Genomic DNA, 19,649 nt, shown 5'->3' with positions numbered 1-19,649 from the left:
CCAGAACGTCCTGGGGTGCCGTCAGGCGCGCGTCAGATCGCTACGCGCTCCTCTCGGCTCAGCGTCCGACGAACGTCTGGGGCTGATGCCCGGCAGCCTCTACGTTGGCGACCGCAGTGCTGAACTCACGCCCGGACGCGCCCCGGATATAAGCCAGTTCCACCCAGCGCTCCACTCCCGTATCCGAGACGTTCTCGTTGACCACGGCCATCAGCTCCCCCTCGGCGCCGGACGCGACATCGCGCACGCGACGCCGCAGGAGCCGGTGGGGCAGAGAGTGCCGAACGTACGGTTTGAGAGGGGACGGGCGGATGATCGAAGCGGAGCTCAAGGCGCGGGTGCACGCGCCGGAGGAGACGTTGCGACGGCTCGACGAGCGAGCCGTGGGGCGGGCCGAGGTGTACCAGGACACCTACTACGACACGGCGGACGGGGCCTTGGGAGCCCGGGACGAAGAGCTTCGGGTGCGGACCGTGCACGGGGAGGACGAAACCCGCACGGTCCTCACGTACAAAGGCGCACGGGTGGACGAGGAGTCCGGGTCGAAGCCGGAGCACGAGACCCGTGTAGAGGATGCCCAAGCCGTACACGCCATGCTGTGCGGCCTTGGGTACGTACCGGCGGTCGCCTTCGAGAAGCGGTGCAGGAACTACGTCTTCCAAGCACGAGGCCGGAAGATGCTCGCCACTCTGGTCCGCGTTCCCGAGGTGGACGGCACGTTCCTGGAACTGGAGACCCTGGTCGCCGAGAAGGACGTGGCCGGTGCCCTTGACGACGTCCGCGAGGTCCTCGCCGAGCTCGGCATCGGTGCGGAAGACCTGACGCGCGAGCAGTACACCGACGCCGTGAGGGCCCGTCGCGAAAGCCGGCACTGAATGCTGTGGTGACCGCATCGGGAACCCGCCGAAATCCTGGTGCCCGTGAGCGAGCCGCTCGGGAGAATGCGTCCATGACTCTTCTCGTGCACACGTTCGTCTACGACGCCGACGGCGGTCACGACCTCCTGGAGGATCCCGAGTACGGCGACACCCTGGCAGGGTTCGAGAGCACACGGACCCGGCTGTGGGGGTCCGAGGCGATACGGGCCCTGGGGGCCCGGTTCTTTCCGCGCCTCGACGGCTGTGACCTCCGCGTGGAGCGCGAGGAACTCGATGACTTCCTCGCCGAGTGCGAGGCCCTCCGCCCCCACCTCGGCCACCTGGCCGAACAGGGCGGTTATGACGCCGACTACGTCACCCAGCGCTTCGGCAACATCGTCACCGCCGCTCTGCGGGCCAAGGCCGTGGACGGAGGCATCCTCGTCTGGTGACAACCCCAGACGGCCCGCAGACGCTATGCCGAGAGGAGCGCGTAGCGATCTGACGCGCCTGACGGCTCCGCAGGTCGTTGTGGTCGTCATTTCGGGTGGGTAGGCGGCGGTCTGGTCCCGGAAGGGGCCGCGAGGGGGCCGTGTGCCCGGTCGGCCGACCCCCGGCCCCTCGGCTCATCGCTGACGGGGCCGCTCCTGTTTATCCGTCCCCGTGACCGTTCTTTTGGGGGGTTCCCGTCGGTCTTCGGCTTTCCGGGGTGGGGCGGTCGGTCAAGGGTGGCCGAAGGCCATCGCGTAGCGACGCGAACGAAGTGAGCGCCCTTGAGGGACCGGTCCACCCCGGAGAGACGATGAGACTGACGGGAAACCACCAAACCCTCCCTGATACGGACCAGCTAGAACCCCGCCCCCCGACCCCGACCCCACCCCCCTAGCCTGTCGGCATGACCAGCGACTTCCACGAGGCCCTGCACTCCCTGCGGGTGTGGGACACCCCGCTTCCCTCCTTCGACACCGCGTCCGCGCCGGGCGAGCCCCTGCCCCTGTTCCGGGAGTGGTTCGTGCACGCCGCCGGGGCGGGGCAGCCGGAGCCGCACACGATGAGCCTGGCCACGGTGGACGCCGAGGGCCGGCCCGACGTACGGACGCTGATGCTGCACGAGGCCGACGGGCGGGGCTGGCACTTCGCCTCGCACGCCACCAGTGCCAAGGGCCGTCAGCTGGCGGCCCACCCGGACGCGGCGCTCGGCTTCTACTGGCCGTTGGTGGGCCGGCAGGTCCGGGTCCGCGGCCGGGTCACCGCCTGCGGGCCCGAGGAGAGCCGGGCGGACCTCGCGGTCCGCTCGCGCGGGGCGCTGGCCGCGGCGCTCACGGGACGGCAGAGCGAGGTGCTGGAGTCGCCGCGGCAGCTGGTCGAGGCTTCGGAGCGGGCGTGGGAGCGGGCCGGTACGGAGCCGGACGCTCCCGCACCGACCTGGACCCGGTACGTCCTGGCCCCGGCGGAGGTGGAGTTCTTCCAGGGCGACGCCGCCCGCCGCCACACCCGACTGCGCTACCGGCGGGCCGCCGACGGTACGGGCTGGGTGCGCGAGCTGCTCTGGCCGTAGCCGCCTCCCGCCCGTGCCGCCCCCGGCTCTAGGGTCGCCCCGTGGACCCCACCGAACTCGCCACCACCCCGGCCACCCCGCTCGACCCCGCCGAACTCGACCGCCGGGCCCGCGTGGAGGCCGGCTGCGTACCCCCGCACCTGGTCACGTACCTCCTCGACCACGGTCACGCCCGCACGGTGCACGAACTCGCCCGGGACGGGGAGTGGTTCTGCGCCCGCGCCCTGGCGCGGGCCCTCGCCGACGAGGACCGGCAGGAGGAGGCCCTGGAGGTCCTGGACCCGTACGTCGCGACGGGCTGGTGGACGGCGGTCGACGAGGCCGCCGCACTGCTCGGCGCGTGGCGTCGCGTCGAGGAGGCCCTGGACCTCGTGCGCCCGTACGCGGAGGCCGGGGAGCGCTCCGCGCTCCGGGAGTTCGCGCTGCTGCTCGGCCGCGCCGGGCGGGGCGGGGAGGCGTACGAGCTGCTGCGCCATCACGTCGCGGACTGGTACCTCGCCGGGCCGCTGGTGGAGGTGAGCGCCGGGCTGGGCCGGGACGAGGAGGTGGCGGCGCTGCTGGCCGCCCGCATCGCGCCGGACCGGGCCTGCGCCCGCTGCGGCACCACGGAGTGCGGTGCCCGGTACGTCGAGCCGCACAACGCGGTGGCGCTGCTGGCCTCCGTGCGCGAGCGGCAGGGCAGGACGGACGAGGCGTTCGAGCTGTTGCGCACGCACGGGGCCGCGCACGTCAACTGCCGTGACCCGCTGGCCGAGATGCTGGCGCGGCACGACCGGATGGAGGAGCTGCGCGCCTGCGCGGCGGCCGCGTCCGGCGGGAACGCGGCGCGCTTCCTGGCCGGGCTGCTGGAGGAGCGCGGGGACGTCGCGGGCGCGGTCGGGGTGTACCGGCCGCTCGCGGAGGCCGGTTCGCCGCACGCGGCGGTGGGGCTGGCGGAGCTGCTGGCCCGGCACGGCCGGGGTGACGAAGCGATCGGGGTACTGGTGGCGCTGCCCGCCGCGCGGGGCGGTCACGAGGACTGGGTGCTGGACCCGCTGTGCGCGCTGTACGTCGCCCGGGGCCGGGCCGAGGAGGGGCTGGCCCACTTCGCCGGCATCGTGGACCCGCCCGGCTGCGAGGAGTGGGACCTGCTGCGGATGCGGGCCACGCTCCTCGCCGCCCTCGGCCGTGTGGACGAGGCCGTGGCGGAGCTCCGCGCGCACCCGGAGGGCGGAAGTGCGTACGCGGCGGAGGCGGTGGCAGGGCTGCTGGCCGGGGCCGGACGGGTGGCGGAGGCCGTCGCGGTCCTGGACCCGGAACGCCCGGACGACCGGCAGCCCCTCGCGGAACTCCTCCTGGAGCTGGGCCGTGTCGGGGAGGCCGTGGCCGTACTGAGGCGGCCGCTGCCGGCCCTCCGGCCGATCGCCTACAGCGAGACCCCGCCCTGGTAGCCGCCCTCGGCGTCGTCCCGTCCCCGGCCTGCCCCAGAGCTGTCCCCGGTGGCCGCCGCAGGGGCGAAGACCGGTACCCGTACGGACTCGGACGCCTCCCGGAAGGTGACGCGCAGGGGCATGCCGATGCGGAGGTCCTCGTGGGCGCAGTCGACCACCTCGGTCATCATCCGGGGTCCTTCCGCGAGGTCGACGACGGCGGCGACGTACGGGACGCGGGTGCCGAAGGGCGGGAGGTCGTTGCGGTGGATCACCGACCAGGTGTAGAGGGTGGCGCGGCCGGTCGCCTCCCGCCAGGTCACCCGGTCCTCGCCGGCCCAGCAGAAGGGGCAGAACTCGCGCGGGTAGTGGTGGGGGCGCCCGCAGTCGGCGCAGTGGCGCAGCAGGAGGCGTCCGTCGGCGGCGGCGTCCCAGTAGGGGCGGGTGAAGTCGTCCGCCTCGGGCAAGTCGTAGCGCACGGCAGGCGCGGAGGGCGCGACGGGCGCGGAGGCCGCAACGGGCGCGGAAGGCGCTGAAGACGCAGCGGGCACGCGATTCGTGGCATCCACGGGATTCACAGGATGCGCGGGATTCACGGGATTCACAGGAAGAGTCCGATCGACGCGTCGAGGGACCAGGCCTGCCAGCTCATGGCGAAGAGGGCGACGAGCGAGATGAGCGCCATCATCGCGTTCTGGCCCTGCTCGGCCCAGTCGTGGATCATCAGGACGAGGTAGAGCAGGTTCAGCAGCAGTCCGCCCGCGAGCGCCACCGGGGTCAGGAAGCCGAGTACGAGGCCGAGTCCCAGGGCGAGTTCGGCGTAGACGACGACGTACGCCATCAGCCGGGGGCGGGGCTGGACGACCTTCTCGAAGCCGGTCTTGACGAACGGCCAGCGGTGTTTGCCGGCGACGTCGGCGGCCCAGGCGATGCCGGTGCCGCGTTCGAACCAGCCCTTCTTGTCCTTGTGCCGCCAGCTCTCCAGCCACCACAGGCCGAGGCCTATCCGGAGCACGGCGAGCCATTCGGCTCCACTGAGCCAGATGGTCTGCATCGGCAGCCCTCCACCCCTCACCCATCCACCCGATCTGACGGTACGTCAGTTCAGCGGATCGGCGCCGATCGCGCAAGGCCTCCGACGGCAAGGCTCCGGACGACCGGCCGGGGCCCCGGACGGCCAGGAGCCCGCCGACACCCCGGACACCCCCGACACCCCCGACACCCCCCAACCCCCACCACGCCCCCCTACCCGCCCCCGAACAGCCTCCCGTACCCGGAGATCCCCTCGGGGGAAGCTCCCGCCGCCCTCAGAGCCGCCCACAGCAGGACCTGGTTGGCGGTCAGGACCGGGCGGCCGAGGGTGGTCTCCAGCGCGTCGATCGCCCCGACCGCCCGGAAGCCGTTGCCGCCGATCACGACCGCGTCGGCGGTGTCCGGCAGCCGTGCGGCGACCCAGTCGTGCAGGGCCCGCGGCCCGATCAGGCCCTGCCCGCCGGGCAGGGCGCACGGGGCGGCGTACGGGACCTCGAACCCGGCCTCCTCGTAGTAGCCCCGGCCCAGGTCGTTCAGGGTGGTGTCGAACCAGGGCGGGTCGACGAGCCCGATCCGCGCGGCCCCGAGCACGCGCAGCGCCTCGACGACGGCGGCGCAGGTGGCGACGACCGGCAGCCCGTGGGCGCGTTCCCCGAGCCGGGCCAGCATGTGGGCCTCGCCACGCGCGCCGATGACGTAGGCGGAGCTGGTGAAGGCGTAGGCGATCGCCGCCACCGGGGCGGCGGCGAGGAGTTCGGCGGCGGCGTCCACGTGCGGAGGTTCGGCGAAGGCACGTACGGGGGCGAGCGGGATCGTCGGGTCCATCGCCCCGCCCGCGCCCATGGCGGCGAACCGCACCCGGGCGGCGTGCAGGCCCACCGCGGGCGGGGCCATGGCGCGCAGCTCCGATTCGGGGCCGACGTCGGCGTGGGGGGTGAGGATGCCGAGGCGGACGCGCACGTCCCACCCGTCGGGCTGCCACATCGCGCGCTCCTCCCAGGTTCCCTTCGCGGGCGGGGCCACCACCACTCACGGGGTCACCGCCTCCCCACTGTGACAGCGGCACAGCGCCCCGGCGGGAGGCAACGCCGACCGGTCGGGCAGAGTACGGCCATGCGGCATCGGGCGGAGGAGTGGTTCGACGGGGTGTGGGGCGCGGCCGCCCTCGTGCGGGTACTGGCGGGCGGGGAGGACGGCGGGCCGCTGGAGCGGCGGCCGCTGCTCGGCCGCGTGGAGTCGGCCGGGGATCTGGCGGAGCTGCGGGCCCTGTCGACGACGGGCACGCACACCGGTGACCTGTGCCGCTGCCACGGCAGCGTGACGTTCGCCCTCCACGACGCCGATGGCGGGCTGCTGGGCCGGGCGAGCCTGCACGGTACGGACGGCGTGCTGTGGGAGGGGGGCCGCTTCGGCGGGCTCCTCGAAGCGGCCGATCCGGTCGGGCTCTCGCTGTTCCTGGCCCGGTACGGGGCCGCCCGGCGGCTCGCGGGCCTGGCCACCCGGCTCGCGTACGCCCTCGGGCTGCGCGAGGGGCGGCCCCAGTTCCGGGAGGCGGGCCACGGACCGCACGGGGCACGGCTGCTGGAGACCAGGGGCGTGCCCCGGGTGCTGCGGCCCGCGCTGGCGCAGGTCTCGGGGCACGACTGCGCCGGGCTGGACGGGGCGCGGGTCGCGGAGCTGCGCGGGCTGCTGGCTGCGGCGGAGCCGGACGAGGGGCGTCGCGCGGTGGCGCTGCTGGGCTGGCTGGGCGCTCTGCCGGAGCCCATGGAGGCGGAGTACGGGGAGGGCGTGCTGGTGCGCGCGCTGCTGGCGGGCCTCGACCCGGTCGCGGCGGCGTGGTGCGCCGGCCGGCCCGCCGGGCCGCGGGCGGCCCTGGGCCTGCTGCGATGGGCGGGCCACGCGGAGGCGACGGCGCCGGACGCGGCCGAACTCGTCGCGCTCGTGGAGCCGGTCCTGCGGGGGGCGTTTCCGGCGTAGCGGGTGAAGACGGTCGCCCGTGATCGTTCCGCAATCGATTCACTCCTTGTCCGAGACCCATCAACTCTGAGTGTCGATACGCTCACCCCTCATGCCCGAGCAGCCCGACATGAGCACCCAGCCCCGCCCCGTGTACGTGATCGGCGCCGGTCCCGGTGGCCTCGCCGTCGCCGCCGCACTGCGCGCCCGCGGGGTGCGCGCCGTGGTCGTCGAGAAGTCCGACGCGGTGGGCGCCTCCTGGCGGGGCCACTACGAGCGGCTGCGCCTGCACACCACCCGGCGCCTGTCCGCGCTGCCCGGCCTCGCGATACCGCGCCGGTTCGGGCGCTGGGTCGCACGCGCCGACGTGGTGCGGTACCTGGAGAAGTACGCCGAGTTCCACGAGCTGGAGCTGGTGACGGGCGTCGAGGTGACCCGGATCGAACGCGCCGACGACGGCGAGGGCTGGACGCTGCACGCCAGCGGCGGCCGGCTGCTGGCGGCCGGGGCGGTGGTCGTGGCCACCGGCTTCAACCACACCCCGGCGCTCCCCGACTGGCCCGGCCGGGACGGGTACACCGGGGAGCTGCTGCACGCCGCCGCGTACCGCGAGCCGGGGCCCTACGCCGGGCGGGACGTGCTGGTCGTCGGCGTCGGCAACACCGGCACCGAGATCGCCGTGGACCTCGCCGACGGCGGGGCGGCCCGGGTGCGGCTGGCGGTGCGCACGCCCCCGCACGTGCTGCGGCGCTCGACGGCGGGCTGGCCGGCCCAGCGCACGGGGATCCTCGTACGGAGGCTGCCCGTGCGGCTCGTGGACCGGCTGGCGGCGCTCGTCGCGAAGGCCTCCGTACCGGACCTGTCGGCGTACGGGCTGCCGCGCCCCGCGACCGGCCTGTACAGCAGGGTCAGGGAGGGGGCGATCCCGGTGCAGGACGTCGGCCTGATCGACGCGGTGCGCGGGGGACGGGTGGAGCCGGTCGGGGCGGTGGTGTCCTTCGACGGGGCCGAGGTGGTGCTCGCCGACGGGTCGCGGATCACCCCGGACGCGGTGATCGCGGCGACCGGCTACCGGCGCGGCCTGGAGGGCCTGGTCGGGGACCTGGAGGTGCTCGACGGGCGGGGGCGGCCGGTCGTCCACGGCGGGCGCTGCCCGGAGGGTGCTCCGGGGCTGTACTTCACCGGGTACACGAACCCGATCAGCGGCATGCTGCGCGAACTGGCCCTGGACGCCGAGAAGATCGCCAAGGCGGTGGCCCGGCGTACTCGGCGGTAGGCCGAAACCGCTCTGGACCTCACTCGAACGGATCTGCCACCGTTCAGGCACACCACCTCCACCACCTTTTCCTGCGCAGGCCTGTTCCTGACGGCGCGTCAGTTCAGTAATCTGACTACGCGTCAGCTATGGATTCCATCGAGGTTCATCGAGCAGGAGCGGGCGGAACGATGCTTGGATCTACTCACGGCACCCTCACCACCGACTTCCGCGCACGAGTCGAGGCCTGCGGGGAAACCCCCAGGACGGCCGTCCACTCCACGGCCGCGCCCTCCGCCGAGGACGCGGCCGCCCTGGACGTCAGCGGACGGCCCCTGCACTCCGATGTGCCCGACCTGGACCGGTTCTTCCGGCCCGAGTCCGTGGCCGTCATCGGCGCCTCCGACGCCGACGGCAGACCGAACACCGGCATCACCCGCCAGCTCATGGCCTGGGCGGAACGCGTCGGCGCCCGCGTCCACCCCGTGCACCCGACCCGTACGAGCGTCTTCGGACTGCCCTGCGTCGCGTCGGTCGCCGACCTGCCCGAACAGGTCGACCTCGCGGTCCTCCTCGTGGCCGACCCGCTCCCCGTCGTGGAGGAACTCGCCGAAGCCAAGGTGAAGTTCGCGGTCGCCTTCGCGTCCGGATTCGCGGAGACCGGCGAGGCCGGCGCCGCCGCCCAGGCCCGCCTCGCCGCCGCCGTACAGCGCTCCGGCCTGCGCCTCCTCGGCCCGAACACCAACCTCAACGCCTTCGAGGAGTTCCGCGAGGACCTCGACGGCCCCGCCATCGCCCTCATCACCCAGTCCGGCCACCAGGGCCGGCCCGTCTACACCCTCCAGGAACTCGGCATCCGGCTCTCCCACTGGGCGCCCACGGGCAACGAGGCCGACCTGGAGACCTCCGACTTCATCTCCTACTTCGCCGAGCAGCCCGAGGTCGGGGCCATCGCCTGCTACGTCGAAGGCCTCAAGGACGGCCGCTCCTTCCTCCTGGCCGCCGACCGCGCCGCCCGCAACGGCGTCCCCGTCGTCGCCGTCAAGGTCGGCCGCACCGAGACCGGCGCCCGGATGGCCGCCTCCCACACCGGGAAGCTCACCGGTGCCGACACCGTCGTCGACGCCGCCATGCGGCAGTTCGGGGTCATCCGCGTCGACGGGCTCGACGAACTCCAGGACACCGCCGCCCTCCTCGCCCGGGCCCGCCCGCCCCGGGCCGACGGGGTCGTCGTCTACTCCATCTCCGGCGGCACCGGCGCCCACTTCTCCGACCTGGCCACCGAGGCGGGCCTCACCCTGCCCACCCTCTCCCCGGCCAAGCAGGACGAACTCCACCAGTGGATCCCGCCCTACCTCGGCGTCTCCAACCCCGTCGACAACGGCGGCCACCCCGTCGGCGACTGGCGCGGCCGCAAGATCATCGACGCGATCCTCGCGGACCCCTCCGTCGGCGTCCTCATCTGTCCCATCACCGGCCCCTTCCCCCCGATGAGCGACAAGCTCGCCCAGGACCTCGTGGACGCGGCCGAACACACCGACAAGCTCGTCTGCGTGATCTGGGGCTCCCCGGTCGGCACCGAAGAGGCCTACCGCACCACCCTCCTCGGCTCCTCCCGCGTGGCCACCTTCCGCACCTTCGGCAACTGCATCACCGCCGTACGCGCCTACCTCGGCCACCACCGCTTCACCGCGGCCTACCGCTCCCCCTTCGACGAAGCCCCCCGCACCCCCTCCCCCTCGTACCGCAAGGCCCAGGCCCTGATGCGGCCCGGCCAGCAGCTCAGCGAACACTCCGCGAAACAGCTCCTGCGCGCCTACGGCATCCGCGTACCCCGCGAACAGCTGGTCACCAGCGCGGCCGCCGCCGTCCGGGCGGCCGGGCTGGTGGGCTACCCGGTCGTCATGAAGGCCTCCGGCCCGCAGCTCGCCCACAAGACGGAACTCGGCCTGGTCAAGGTCGCCCTCACCTCGGCGAGCCAGATCCGCGACGCCTACCGCGAACTCACCGACATAGCCCGCTACGAAAACGTCCCGCTCGACGGCGTCCTGGTCTGCCAGATGGTCGAACGCGGCGTCGAGATGGTCGTCGGCGTCACCCAGGACGACCTCTTCGGCCCCACCGTCACGGTCGGCCTCGGCGGCGTCCTCGTGGAGGTGCTCCGGGACGCGGCCGTCCGCGTACCGCCGTTCGGCGAGGACCAGGCCCGGGCGATGCTCACCGAACTGCGCGGGCACCCCCTCCTGGAGGGCGTACGCGGCGCACCCCCGGCCGACGTCGACGCCCTCGTCGAAGTGATCCTCCGCGTCCAGCGGATGGCGCTCGAACTCGGCGACGAACTCTCGGAACTGGACATCAACCCCCTGATGGTCCTCCCCCGCGGCCAGGGGGCGGTAGCCCTGGACGCCCTGGCCATCTGCCGCTGACCCGGCCGGAAACGGCTCCGCACCACGAACACCGGCGGGGCCAGATCAGGGCCGGGGCCAGTGGCCGGAACCGTCCCGGGCCGGGGGCGGGGGCGGGGTGGGGGGTCGGCCGGGGCTAAAACGTGATGTGTTGGCGCCCTGCCCCGCCCGCCAAAGCACTCCGGACAAGGCGCCATAAATCATGCCCGCCCCGGACGACCCGCCCCCCCCCCCCCGCCCCGCCGGCCCCCCCCCGCCCGCCCCCCCCCCCCCCGCCCCCCCCCCCCCGCCCCCCCCGGCGCCCCCGCGCGGGCCCCCCCCCCCCCCCCCCCCCCCGGCCCACCCGCAGCCGCAGCCGCCCCGCCCCGCCCCGCCCCGCCCCGAACCCCCAACGCCCCCCGACAGGAGCCCCCGCGCCCATGACACCCGCCACCCCCTCGGACGAGGTACTGCACCGCATCGAGAGCAGCGTCTCCTGGATCACCCTCAACCGCCCCGACGCCATGAACGCCGTCACCTGGGACCAGCGCGAACGCGTCATCGCGCTGCTCACCGAGGCCTCCGCCGACCCCGCCGTCCGCGCCGTCGTCGTCACCGCCACCGGCAAGGGCTTCTGCGCCGGCGCCGACCTCCGCAGCACCGGCCCCACCGCCGGAGGCGACCGCATCGCCGGCGACGTCACCCGCATGATCCGCCTCGGCGCCCAACGCCTGATCACGGCGGTCCTGGACTGCGAGAAACCCGTCATCGCCGCCGTCAACGGCACCGCCGCCGGCATCGGCGCCCACCTCGCCCTCGCCTGCGACCTCGTCATCGCCTCCGAATCGGCCCGCTTCATCGAGGTGTTCGTCCGCCGCGGCCTCGTCCCCGACGGCGGCGGCGCGTACCTCCTCCCCCGCCTCCTCGGCCCGCAGAAGGCCAAGGAGCTGCTGTTCTTCGGCGACGCCGTCCCCGCGGCGGACGCCGCCCGCCTCGGCCTGGTCAACAAGGTCGTCCCGGCCGAGGACCTGGAGGCGACGGCCCGCGCCTGGGCGGAGCGGCTCGCCCAGGGCCCGACCCGCGCCCTCGCCCTCACGAAGCAGCTGGTCAACGCCTCCCTGGACGGAGACCGGGCCTCCGCGCTGGCCGCCGAGGCCACCGCCCAGGAGCTGAACATGACCACCGCCGACGCGAACGAGGGCGTGGCGAGCTTCGTGGAACGCCGCACCCCCAAATACCTGGGCCGCTAACCGCACCCGCACCCGCACCCGCACCCGCACCCGCACCCGCACCCGCACCCGCAAAGCGACCCCACCCCACCCCCCACCCACAAGCCCCCCTCACATCCGCGGATCGGGCTTCAGCAGCGCGAACACCGCCCCCGCCGGATCGGCGACCCAGCCGATCCGCCCCACCTCCGGGACGTCCGCGGCCGGCATGAGCACCGCCCCGCCCGCCCCCCGCACCGACGCGACGGTGGCGTCGACGTCCGCCACGTGGAAGTACGGCACCCACCGCGCCTCCTCCCCGCCGCCCTCGCCCAGCGGCGCGACCCCGCCGAAAGAGCCGTCCTCCTGATCGCCGTCGGCGGTGCTCAGTACCCGGTACGTCATCCCCGGCGCCTGCATCTCGGCGCTCCGCCACCCGAACAGCCCGGCGTAGAAGCCGATGGCCGCGACCGGGTCGGGTACGTGCAGTTCCGCCCACACGAGGGTGTTCTCGGCGGAGGCGATGCCGAACCCGGCGGTCTTCCCCGGCTGCCAGCAGGCGAACTCCGCGCCCTGCGGGTCGGTGAACTGACCGAGCCAGCCCTCGCCCATGACGTCCATGGGCTCCATCCGCACGACACCGCCCCCGTCCCGCACGGCCTCCGCGGTGGCGCGGATGTCCGGGGTCATGAAGTGCAGCATCCACGCGGACGACGCCCCTTCCTCGGTGAGCGGCCCGAGCGCGGCGACGGTCTTCCCGTCCACCTGGAAGAAGCCGTACCCGCCGGCTTCGGGCCCGGCGGAGACGAACCGCCACCCGAAGACGGCTTCGTAGAAGACGGCGGCCGCCGCGGTGTCGGGGCTGCCGAGGTCGAGCCAGTTGGGCGAGCCGGTACGGAAGTCGGTGCCGAGCATGGGTTCCTCCCTGAGGTACGTCGCTACACGGTCCCGGGCCACGATGCCCCCGCCCGGCGGAGCGACCCGGCACGAGCCGCCCCGTACGCCCCCGGTTCACCCGGACGCCCGAGCCCGGCCCCTCGGCCCGGCCCCTCAGCCCCCGCCCTCCCTCCGGAGGACCTTCCGCACCCCGGCGTCCGGATCCCCGAGCAGCGCGAACAGTTCGGGCCGCCGGGTCGTGCCCGCGATCCGCCAGGCGGGTGCGGAGTCCGCGCAGGGGCTGACGTCGAGCCAGACCCCGTCCCGGTGCGCCGGCTCGGCGGGGGCCCCGGCCGGCGCTGCCGCCTCGGGGTCGAACGTCCACGTCCCGGCGCCCGTGCAGTACGCCACCCCGCCGTCCGGGCCCGTCACGGGCAGCCCCTCGGCACGCGCCGTGCCGTCCGGCCGGAGCACCAGGCGGGCCCCGTCGCCGGTCCACTCCCCGGCGTACTGGGACGGCGCGAGGCGGGGCGGCCGGTACTCCGGCAGGAGCCCGGCCCGGTCCGCCGCGAGCCCGCCGCCGAGGAGCAGCAGCCCGGCCCCGGTCACGGCCGCGGCCCGGACCACCGTGCCCCACGGCCGGACGTCACGGGTACGGGCGTACCGGGCTGCGGCCACCGGGAGCAGTCCGGTGCCCGCCACCCACGCCCAGGTGGCCCCGTAGGGCAGGTCGTACCACCAGCGGCCGGCGGCGGCGTAGAGCGCGGCGAGTGCGATCGTCAGCAGGGCGGCCCAGACGCCGCCCGGTACCCGGCTCCGGCGGCCCAGGGCGTGCGCGGGGCCCGCCACGGGCAGGGCGAACAGGGCCGTGTGGAGGAGGCCGAGTACGGGGAGCAGGACCGGCGCGATGACGAGGAGCCAGGAGACGAGGGTGGTTCCGAAGGCCCCCTCGCCGTGTTCGGGGCCGTACTCGTCCGTGATGCCGGCCAGGACGAAGGCGCCCGCCCCCAGCAGGAGGAGCTGCCCGGCGGCCGTGGCCGCCGCGGCGGGGAGCTCTCTGGCCCACACCGTGGCCGTCGGGCCGTCCGTTCCGTCGTTGCCCATGGCTCCGCCCCCGCCCACCGATTTTTTGAACAAGTTCAAGCAATCGGCACCCTACCCCCCGGCCGCCGGGCCCGCGCGCACGGCCCTTCCCATCTGACGGGCCGTCAGGTTCAATCGGTGGGGTGATGGGACACGCAGGGATGGCGGCCACCGTCGTCCGATACCTCAGGTCAGCCGGCGCCCCCGCATCCGCGGCCCCGGAGTCCGTCGACGCTCTGCCCCGGCCCGACCTGCGGGCCGTCGGCAGGGACGAGCGCGCGCCCGTCAGCCCCGCCGAGTTCCGGGCCGTCCTCGGCCGGTTCGCCAGCGGGGTCACGGTCATCACCGCGCCGCCCGGCGAGGGCGGGGACGGCCCGGCGGGCTTCGCCTGCCAGTCCTTCGCCTCGCTCTCCCTCGACCCGCCCCTGGTCACCTTCATGGTGGCCCGTACGTCGACCACCTGGCCGCGGATCGCCCGCGCCGGGGTGTTCTGCGTCAACATCCTGGGCGCCGAGCAGGGCGGGCTGTGCCGGGCCTTCGCCGTCAGCGGCGCCGACAAGTTCGCCGGGGTCGCCCACCGCCCGGCGCCGGTCACCGGATCGCCGCAGCTCGACGACGTGCCCGCCTGGATCGACTGCCGGATCCACGCCGTCCACACCGGCGGGGACCACCTCATCGTCGTCGGCCGCGTCGCGGCCATGGGCGCCGACGGCGAGGGCGACCCGCTGCTCTTCCACCAGGGCCGCTTCGGCCGCTTCACCCCCTGACCTCGGGCACCGCGCGCCCGGTCCCGCCGCCTCCGCGAAGGGTGCGGCGGGACCGGAGCCCGTGTCAGAAGGTGAGCACTCCGCGCGCGACCCGCCCGTGGTGGGCGTCGTCCGCCGCCTTGGCGAAGTCCTCGACCGGGTAGACCTCCGTCACCAGCTCGTCGAGCAGCAGCCGGCCCTGCCGGTACAGCTCGGCGTACAGCGCGATGTCGCGCTGCGGGCGGGAGGACCCGTACCGGCAGCCCATGATCGTCTTGTCGAGGTACATGGACGAGACGAGGAACGACGCCTCCTCCTTGAAGCCCGGCACCCCGAGCAGGACGGCCTGCCCGTGCCGGTCCAGGAGGTCGACGGCCTGGCGGATCAGCTTCACGCTGCCCACGCACTCGAAGGCGTGGTCCGCGCCCGTCGGCAGGATCTCGCGCACGGCCGCCGAGGAGTCCGCCACCGCCGAGGCGTCGATGAAGTGGGTGGCCCCGAACCGCCGGGCCACCGCCTCCTTCGCCGGGTTCGCGTCCACCGCGACGATCGTCGTGGCCCCGGCGATCCGCGCGCCCTGGAGGACGTTCAGCCCGATCCCGCCGGTGCCGATGACGACGACCGTCTCGCCCCGGTCCACCTTCGCCCGGTTCAGGACGGCCCCGACGCCCGTCAGCACCCCGCAGCCGATGAGCGCGGCCGAGGTCAGCGGCACGTCCTCGGGGATCTTCACCGCCTGGACGGCCTTGACGATCGTCCGCTCCGCGAACGCCGAGTTCGAGGCGAACTGGAACAGCGGCTTCCCGCCCCGGGAGAAGGGCTGCCCGGGCATGCCGATCGCCTTGCGGCACATCGTCGGCCGGCCGCGGTCGCAGTCCGCGCACGCCCCGCAGTTGGCGAGCGTGGACAGCGAGACGTGGTCGCCCGGAGCCACGTGCGTGACCCCCGCGCCGACCGCCTCGACCACCCCCGCGCCCTCGTGCCCGAGCACCACCGGCGGGGGGAACGGGATCGTCCCGTCGATCACCGACAGGTCGCTGTGGCACAGCCCGGCCGCCTTGACGGCGACGAGCACCTCCCCCGGCCCGGGATCGCGGATCTCCAGGTCGTCGACCACCTGGGCCTGCTTGCCGTCGAACACGACGCCTCTCACCTGGGCTCCTTAGGCAGGCCGAGCACGCGCTCGGCGATGATGTTCCGCTGGATCTCGTCCGAGCCGCCGTAGATCGTGTCGGCCCGGGTGAACAGGAAGAGCCGCTGCCCCTCGTCGAGTCCCCGCTCGTAGGGGACCTCCCGCGACCACGGCCGCGGCCCCGCCGTCGCCTCCGCGCCCCGTACGGCGACCGCCAGCTCGCCGAGCCGCCGGTGCCAGCCGCCCCACAGCAGCTTGGCCACGCTCGGCGCGCCCGGATCCCCGGCGGAGCCGAGCGTGCGCAGGGCGTTCCACCGCATGGTGCGCAGCTCGGCCCACTGCCGTACGAGGCGTTCGCGCAGGACCGGGTCCGGTGGGCCGGAGGCGGCGTGGGCGGCGAGGACGCGTTCCAGTTCGGCGGCGAAGCCGATCTGCTGGACGAGGGTGGAGACGCCGCGTTCCAGGGCGAGCAGGCCCATGGCGACGGTCCAGCCGTTGCCCTCCCCGCCGACGGTCTCCGCCGCCACCGCCCCGTCGAAGAAGACCTCGTTGAACTCGGCGGTGCCCGACATCTGCCGGATCGGGCGGACCTCGATGCGGCCGGGCTGGTCCATGGGGACCAGCAGGAACGACAGTCCCCGGTGGCGGCGGGAGCCGGCCTCGGTGCGGGCGAGGACGAAGCACCAGTCGGCGTCCTGGGCGAGGGAGGTCCAGATCTTCTGCCCGGTGACGCGCAGCAGCCCGTCCGCCGGGTCGCGCACGGCGGCCGTGCGGACGCCGGCCAGGTCCGATCCGGCGTCCGGTTCGCTGTAGCCCTGGCACCACAGCTCCTCGCCGCGGGCGATGCCGGGCAGGTACCGGGCCTGCTGTTCGGGGGTGCCGTGGGCGATCAGGGTCGGGGCGAGGAGGTTCTCGCCGATGTGGCCGACGCGGCCGGGGGCGCGCAGCGCCGCGTACTCCTCCGCCCAGACGACCTGGCCGGTGAGGGAGAGCCGCTGCTGTCCGTACGTGCCGTCGGGGACGTCCCAGCCCTGGCCGATCCAGCCGCCGCGGCCCAGTTCCGCTTCCCAGGCCCGGCGTTGCGCGGTGCCCTCGTGTTCGCTGCCGGGTCCGCCGAGGCCGCGGAGGTCCGCGTACGGGCCGGTGAGGTGGTCGGTGAGCCAGGCGCGGGCGCGGCCGCGCAGTTCCTCGTCGCCGGCTCCGAAGCCGAAGTCCATGCGGTCTCCCCTGTCGGGCGTCTGTCGGGCGTCGGGGCGTTCAGGGGCGGGTGGGGTCAGGCATTGGGGCGGTCCTTGGCGGCGGCGGCCTTCGCCATGGCCTCCAGTTGCGCGAGCATCGGCATCGGGTCGGTGCCGACGGTGCCGGGCAGGAAGTCGGCGATCTTCTCGGGGGTCCAGGCGCCTTCGGCGTACCCGGCGCGCAGTTCGCGCGGCTGGGCCCAGACGGCGATCTTCGGGCCGGCGATCGTGTAGACCTGGCCGGTGATGTTCTCGGCCCGGGCCCGTTCGCTGAGCAGGTAGGTGACGAGGGCGGCGACGTCCTCGGGCTCGCCGATCTCCTTGAGTTCCATCGGGACGTTCGCGGACATCCGGGTGCGGGCGACGGGGGCGACGGCGTTGGCGGTGACCCCGTACTTGTTGAGGCCGAGGGCCGCGCTGCGGACGAGGGAGATGATCCCGCCCTTGGCGGCGCTGTAGTTGGCCTGGGCGACGGAGCCCTGGTGGTTGCCGCTGGTGAAGCCGATGAGCGTGCCCGTGCCCTGTTTGCGCATGACGGCGGAGGCGGCGCGGAAGACGGTGAAGGTGCCCTTGAGGTGGGTGGCGACGACCGGGTCCCATTCCTCCTCGGACATGTTGAAGAGCATGCGCTCGCGCAGGATCCCGGCGACGCAGACGACGCCGTCGATGCGCCCGTACCGGGCGAGGGCGGTGTCGACGATGCGCTGGCCGCCCGCCATGGTGGAGATGTCGTCGGCGACGGCGACGGCCTCCCCGCCGGCGGCGGTGATCTCCTTCACCACCGAGGCGGCGACCTCGCTGGTGGGTTCGCCGCCCTCGATGCCGACGCCGTAGTCGTTGACGACGACCCGGGCGCCCTCGGCGGCCGCCGCGAGTGCCACGGCCCGTCCGATGCCCCGGCCGGCGCCGGTGACGGCGACGACCTTTCCTGCCAAGAAGTTCCCCATGCCGGCCCCTTCCCGCGTTTTCTGACGGACCGTTAGATTCTAGGGGCAGCCCGACGCACCAGCACAAGACCCGGTTGCCCCTCGCCTTTCACAAGGAGCTGATGAGGCCCATGTCCCTGCCCCCGGAGTTCCACGACATCGCCAAGAGCGTCAACAACTGGGGCCGTTGGGGCGCCGACGACGAGATCGGCACGCTGAACCTGATCACCGACGGGGTCGTCCGGGCCGCGGCCGCCGAGATCCGCACGGGCCGCCGGATCCCGCTCGCGCTCCCGCTCAAGGAGGACGGCGTCCAGGCGGGCATGATCCCGGGCCGGATCAACCCGCTGCACACCATGGTCCAGATCAACCAGGAGATCTTCGGCCCGGGCACGGTGGCCTGTAGCGACGACGCCGTGACGATGGGACTCCAGTCCGCCACGCACTGGGACGCGCTGACCCACGTCTCGCACTCGGGGAAGATCTACAACGGCCGCCCCGCCTCCTCCATCACCGCGCACGCGCGCTCCGAGTTCAGCGGCATCGACAAGGCCCGGCACATCGTCTCGCGGGGCGTCCTGCTGGACGTGGCGCGGGCGAAGGGCGTGGACTGGCTGGAGGGGGGTCACGCGGTGACCCCCGAGGACCTGGCGGAGGCGGAGGAGTTCGGCGGGGTCACCGTCCGCGCCGGCGACGTCGTCCTCGTCCGCACCGGCCAGATCCAGGTCTACCTGGCGGGCGACAAGCACGGCTACGGCTTCCCCTCGCCCGGCCTGTCCGTCCGCACCCCGCAGTGGTTCCACGCCCGCGACGTGGCGGCCGTCGCCAACGACACCCTGACCTTCGAGATCTTCCCCCCGGAGATCGAGAACCTGTGGCTGCCGGTGCACGCCCTCGACCTGGTCGAGATGGGCATGCACCAGGGCCAGAACTGGAACCTGGAGGAGTTGTCCACAGCCTGTGCGGAAGAGTCCCGCTACTCCTTCCTGCTCTCCGCGATGCCCGAACCCTTCGTCGGCGGCACCGGCACCCCGGTCGCCCCGGTGGCCGTCCTCTGACCCACCCCCGCGACGACCGCCCACGATGCCCGGTTTGCGCCACGGGACCGGCGGCGAGCCCGCGAGGGGGCCGGCGGGCGGGGGAACCCGGGCCCGGCAAGGGGAGCGGGGCCGGGCCGGCGGGCGTACGACGCTCCGGGCGGCGGGCGGGCGGGTCACGGGCGGGGTTCCTGGGGCGGGGGACCCCCTGAGGTATGCACACAAGAGCCCCATGGAGGCTGATTCCGCCCTTCAAGACCAGTGGTGACCTTCGAAAGGATGGGTTGCGCGTCTCCAGGCCACCGCTACGAGCGGGTGGCTTCCGGACCGCCGAATCAGAGGGGTTCCACCATGTCACCGCGCAAGATCCTGGCGATGATGACCGCGACCGCGGCCCTGATCGCAGGCCCCGTCCTGACCGCCCACGCCTCCGCTTCCACCTCGGCCCCCGACTCCGTGACCGCCACCGACACCGCCTCCGCCACCGCCCGGTCCGTCTACGCCGCGCAGGCGCGCGGGGCGGGGCTGACCGCCCCGCAAGCGGCCCGGCTCCAGCAGCAGGTGGACGCCGTCCTCGCCAAGGACCCGGCGGCCCGCCAGGTCTCCGCGAACCGGCTCACCACCGCCGGCGGCACCCTGACCCTCGCCGCCCCGGGCCGGCCGGAGGCCCGCGACCTGGCCGCCCCCGACACGGCGCTGGCCTGCGGGAACGGCCACCTGTGCATCACGGACGGCCGGGGCGACACCTACGACTTCTACAGGTGCGGGTACTACGACTTCTGGGGCATCGGCGACGGCACCTTCAACAACAACCAGACCCCGGGCACGCGGGCCCGGTTCTACAACGAGAACGGCAGCGAACGCTGGTCGAACGTCGCCAAGGACACCGGCACCGCCTCCTGGACCCCCGTCTACCACATCCGCCCCTGCTGACCCCCTGAGCAACGGCCCA

20 protein-coding genes are annotated in these 19,649 nt (G+C 74.2%); 11 read left to right on the top strand and 9 right to left on the bottom strand.

Annotation, left to right across the window (positions count from 1 at the left end):
* Window positions 1-58 precede the first annotated feature (58 nt).
* On the bottom strand, window positions 59-313 hold the full coding sequence (locus AC07B0_RS23365; RefSeq protein WP_478898869.1) for a hypothetical protein: 255 nt from the start codon (window positions 311-313) through the stop codon (window positions 59-61).
* Between AC07B0_RS23365 and cyaB the strand changes: the two genes are divergently transcribed.
* The 4 genes from cyaB (at window position 312) to AC07B0_RS23345 (ending at window position 3,845) form a co-directional block, all read left to right on the top strand.
* Window positions 312-875 (top strand): class IV adenylate cyclase, encoded by a 564-nt coding sequence (gene cyaB / locus AC07B0_RS23360; protein ID WP_469380706.1) that lies wholly within the window; start codon window positions 312-314, stop codon window positions 873-875. The genes AC07B0_RS23365 and cyaB overlap by 2 nt on opposite strands.
* A gap of 74 nt (window positions 876-949) precedes the next feature.
* Window positions 950-1,309 (top strand): hypothetical protein, encoded by a 360-nt coding sequence (locus AC07B0_RS23355; RefSeq protein ID WP_469380704.1) that lies wholly within the window; start codon window positions 950-952, stop codon window positions 1,307-1,309.
* A 443-nt stretch (window positions 1,310-1,752) separates the two neighbouring features.
* Window positions 1,753-2,415: a pyridoxine/pyridoxamine 5'-phosphate oxidase gene (locus AC07B0_RS23350; protein WP_356883140.1), complete on the top strand. Its 663-nt coding sequence runs from the start codon at window positions 1,753-1,755 to the stop codon at window positions 2,413-2,415.
* A 41-nt stretch (window positions 2,416-2,456) separates the two neighbouring features.
* Complete coding sequence (locus AC07B0_RS23345) at window positions 2,457-3,845, top strand: tetratricopeptide repeat protein (RefSeq protein ID WP_478898844.1); 1,389 nt, start codon at window positions 2,457-2,459, stop codon at window positions 3,843-3,845.
* On the opposite strand, the gene AC07B0_RS23340 is transcribed toward AC07B0_RS23345, so the two are convergent.
* The 3 genes from AC07B0_RS23340 to AC07B0_RS23330 all read right to left on the bottom strand — a co-directional run bounded on the left by AC07B0_RS23340 (window position 3,821) and on the right by AC07B0_RS23330 (window position 5,840).
* Window positions 3,821-4,303, bottom strand: a complete 483-nt coding sequence (locus AC07B0_RS23340) for a Zn-ribbon domain-containing OB-fold protein (RefSeq protein ID WP_478898843.1) — start codon at window positions 4,301-4,303, stop codon at window positions 3,821-3,823. The two genes, AC07B0_RS23345 and AC07B0_RS23340, sit on opposite strands and share 25 nt — an antisense overlap.
* Window positions 4,304-4,425: 122 nt before the next feature.
* The gene (locus tag AC07B0_RS23335; protein ID WP_478898842.1) at window positions 4,426-4,878 is read right to left on the bottom strand and encodes a DoxX family membrane protein; all 453 of its coding nucleotides are present in this window, start codon (window positions 4,876-4,878) and stop codon (window positions 4,426-4,428) included.
* A 191-nt stretch (window positions 4,879-5,069) separates the two neighbouring features.
* The gene (locus tag AC07B0_RS23330) at window positions 5,070-5,840 is read right to left on the bottom strand and encodes a maleate cis-trans isomerase family protein (RefSeq protein WP_356883146.1); all 771 of its coding nucleotides are present in this window, start codon (window positions 5,838-5,840) and stop codon (window positions 5,070-5,072) included.
* A gap of 129 nt (window positions 5,841-5,969) precedes the next feature.
* Here AC07B0_RS23330 and AC07B0_RS23325 point away from each other — a divergent pair, with 129 nt between their 5' ends.
* From AC07B0_RS23325 to AC07B0_RS23310, 4 genes are all read left to right on the top strand, one after another.
* Window positions 5,970-6,833 (top strand): hypothetical protein, encoded by an 864-nt coding sequence (locus AC07B0_RS23325; RefSeq protein WP_356883148.1) that lies wholly within the window; start codon window positions 5,970-5,972, stop codon window positions 6,831-6,833.
* Between the two features lie 91 nt (window positions 6,834-6,924).
* On the top strand, window positions 6,925-8,088 hold the full coding sequence (locus AC07B0_RS23320) for a flavin-containing monooxygenase (RefSeq protein ID WP_356883150.1): 1,164 nt from the start codon (window positions 6,925-6,927) through the stop codon (window positions 8,086-8,088).
* A gap of 170 nt (window positions 8,089-8,258) precedes the next feature.
* On the top strand, window positions 8,259-10,493 hold the full coding sequence (locus tag AC07B0_RS23315) for an acetate--CoA ligase family protein (protein ID WP_356883152.1): 2,235 nt from the start codon (window positions 8,259-8,261) through the stop codon (window positions 10,491-10,493).
* A 398-nt stretch (window positions 10,494-10,891) separates the two neighbouring features.
* The gene (locus tag AC07B0_RS23310; protein ID WP_469380693.1) at window positions 10,892-11,701 is read left to right on the top strand and encodes an enoyl-CoA hydratase/isomerase family protein; all 810 of its coding nucleotides are present in this window, start codon (window positions 10,892-10,894) and stop codon (window positions 11,699-11,701) included.
* Window positions 11,702-11,791: 90 nt separating this feature from the next.
* On the opposite strand, the gene AC07B0_RS23305 is transcribed toward AC07B0_RS23310, so the two are convergent.
* Together AC07B0_RS23305 and AC07B0_RS23300 are read right to left on the bottom strand one after the other, a co-directional pair.
* On the bottom strand, window positions 11,792-12,574 hold the full coding sequence (locus tag AC07B0_RS23305) for a VOC family protein (RefSeq protein WP_356875756.1): 783 nt from the start codon (window positions 12,572-12,574) through the stop codon (window positions 11,792-11,794).
* 135 nt (window positions 12,575-12,709) lie between these two features.
* Window positions 12,710-13,678: a hypothetical protein gene (locus AC07B0_RS23300; protein WP_478898841.1), complete on the bottom strand. Its 969-nt coding sequence runs from the start codon at window positions 13,676-13,678 to the stop codon at window positions 12,710-12,712.
* Between the two features lie 101 nt (window positions 13,679-13,779).
* Here AC07B0_RS23300 and AC07B0_RS23295 point away from each other — a divergent pair, with 101 nt between their 5' ends.
* Entirely contained in the window at window positions 13,780-14,385 is a 606-nt protein-coding gene (locus AC07B0_RS23295) for a flavin reductase family protein (RefSeq protein WP_467296650.1), read from the top strand.
* A gap of 64 nt (window positions 14,386-14,449) precedes the next feature.
* On the opposite strand, the gene AC07B0_RS23290 is transcribed toward AC07B0_RS23295, so the two are convergent.
* From AC07B0_RS23290 to AC07B0_RS23280, 3 genes are read right to left on the bottom strand one after another with little or no spacing between them, the layout of a single operon-like run.
* Window positions 14,450-15,517, bottom strand: coding sequence for a Zn-dependent alcohol dehydrogenase (locus tag AC07B0_RS23290; protein WP_469380689.1), 1,068 nt, complete (start codon window positions 15,515-15,517; stop codon window positions 14,450-14,452).
* Entirely contained in the window at window positions 15,514-16,713 is a 1,200-nt protein-coding gene (locus AC07B0_RS23285; protein ID WP_356875762.1) for an acyl-CoA dehydrogenase family protein, read from the bottom strand. The genes AC07B0_RS23290 and AC07B0_RS23285 overlap by 4 nt, the downstream gene beginning before the upstream one ends.
* 56 nt (window positions 16,714-16,769) lie before the next feature.
* Window positions 16,770-17,681, bottom strand: coding sequence for an SDR family NAD(P)-dependent oxidoreductase (locus tag AC07B0_RS23280; protein WP_467296615.1), 912 nt, complete (start codon window positions 17,679-17,681; stop codon window positions 16,770-16,772).
* A gap of 110 nt (window positions 17,682-17,791) precedes the next feature.
* On the opposite strand from AC07B0_RS23280, the gene AC07B0_RS23275 reads away from it, so the two are divergent.
* Both AC07B0_RS23275 and AC07B0_RS23270 read left to right on the top strand, forming a co-directional pair.
* On the top strand, window positions 17,792-18,718 hold the full coding sequence (locus AC07B0_RS23275; protein WP_478898840.1) for a cyclase family protein: 927 nt from the start codon (window positions 17,792-17,794) through the stop codon (window positions 18,716-18,718).
* A gap of 330 nt (window positions 18,719-19,048) precedes the next feature.
* Entirely contained in the window at window positions 19,049-19,630 is a 582-nt protein-coding gene (locus AC07B0_RS23270) for a hypothetical protein (RefSeq protein ID WP_469380686.1), read from the top strand.
* Window positions 19,631-19,649 lie beyond the last annotated feature (19 nt).

It is taken from the genome of Streptomyces sp. NPDC044704, from assembly GCF_056433525.1.
Note: the sequence above shows the minus strand (reverse complement) of the source record. Positions and strands in the feature narration are given on the sequence as shown.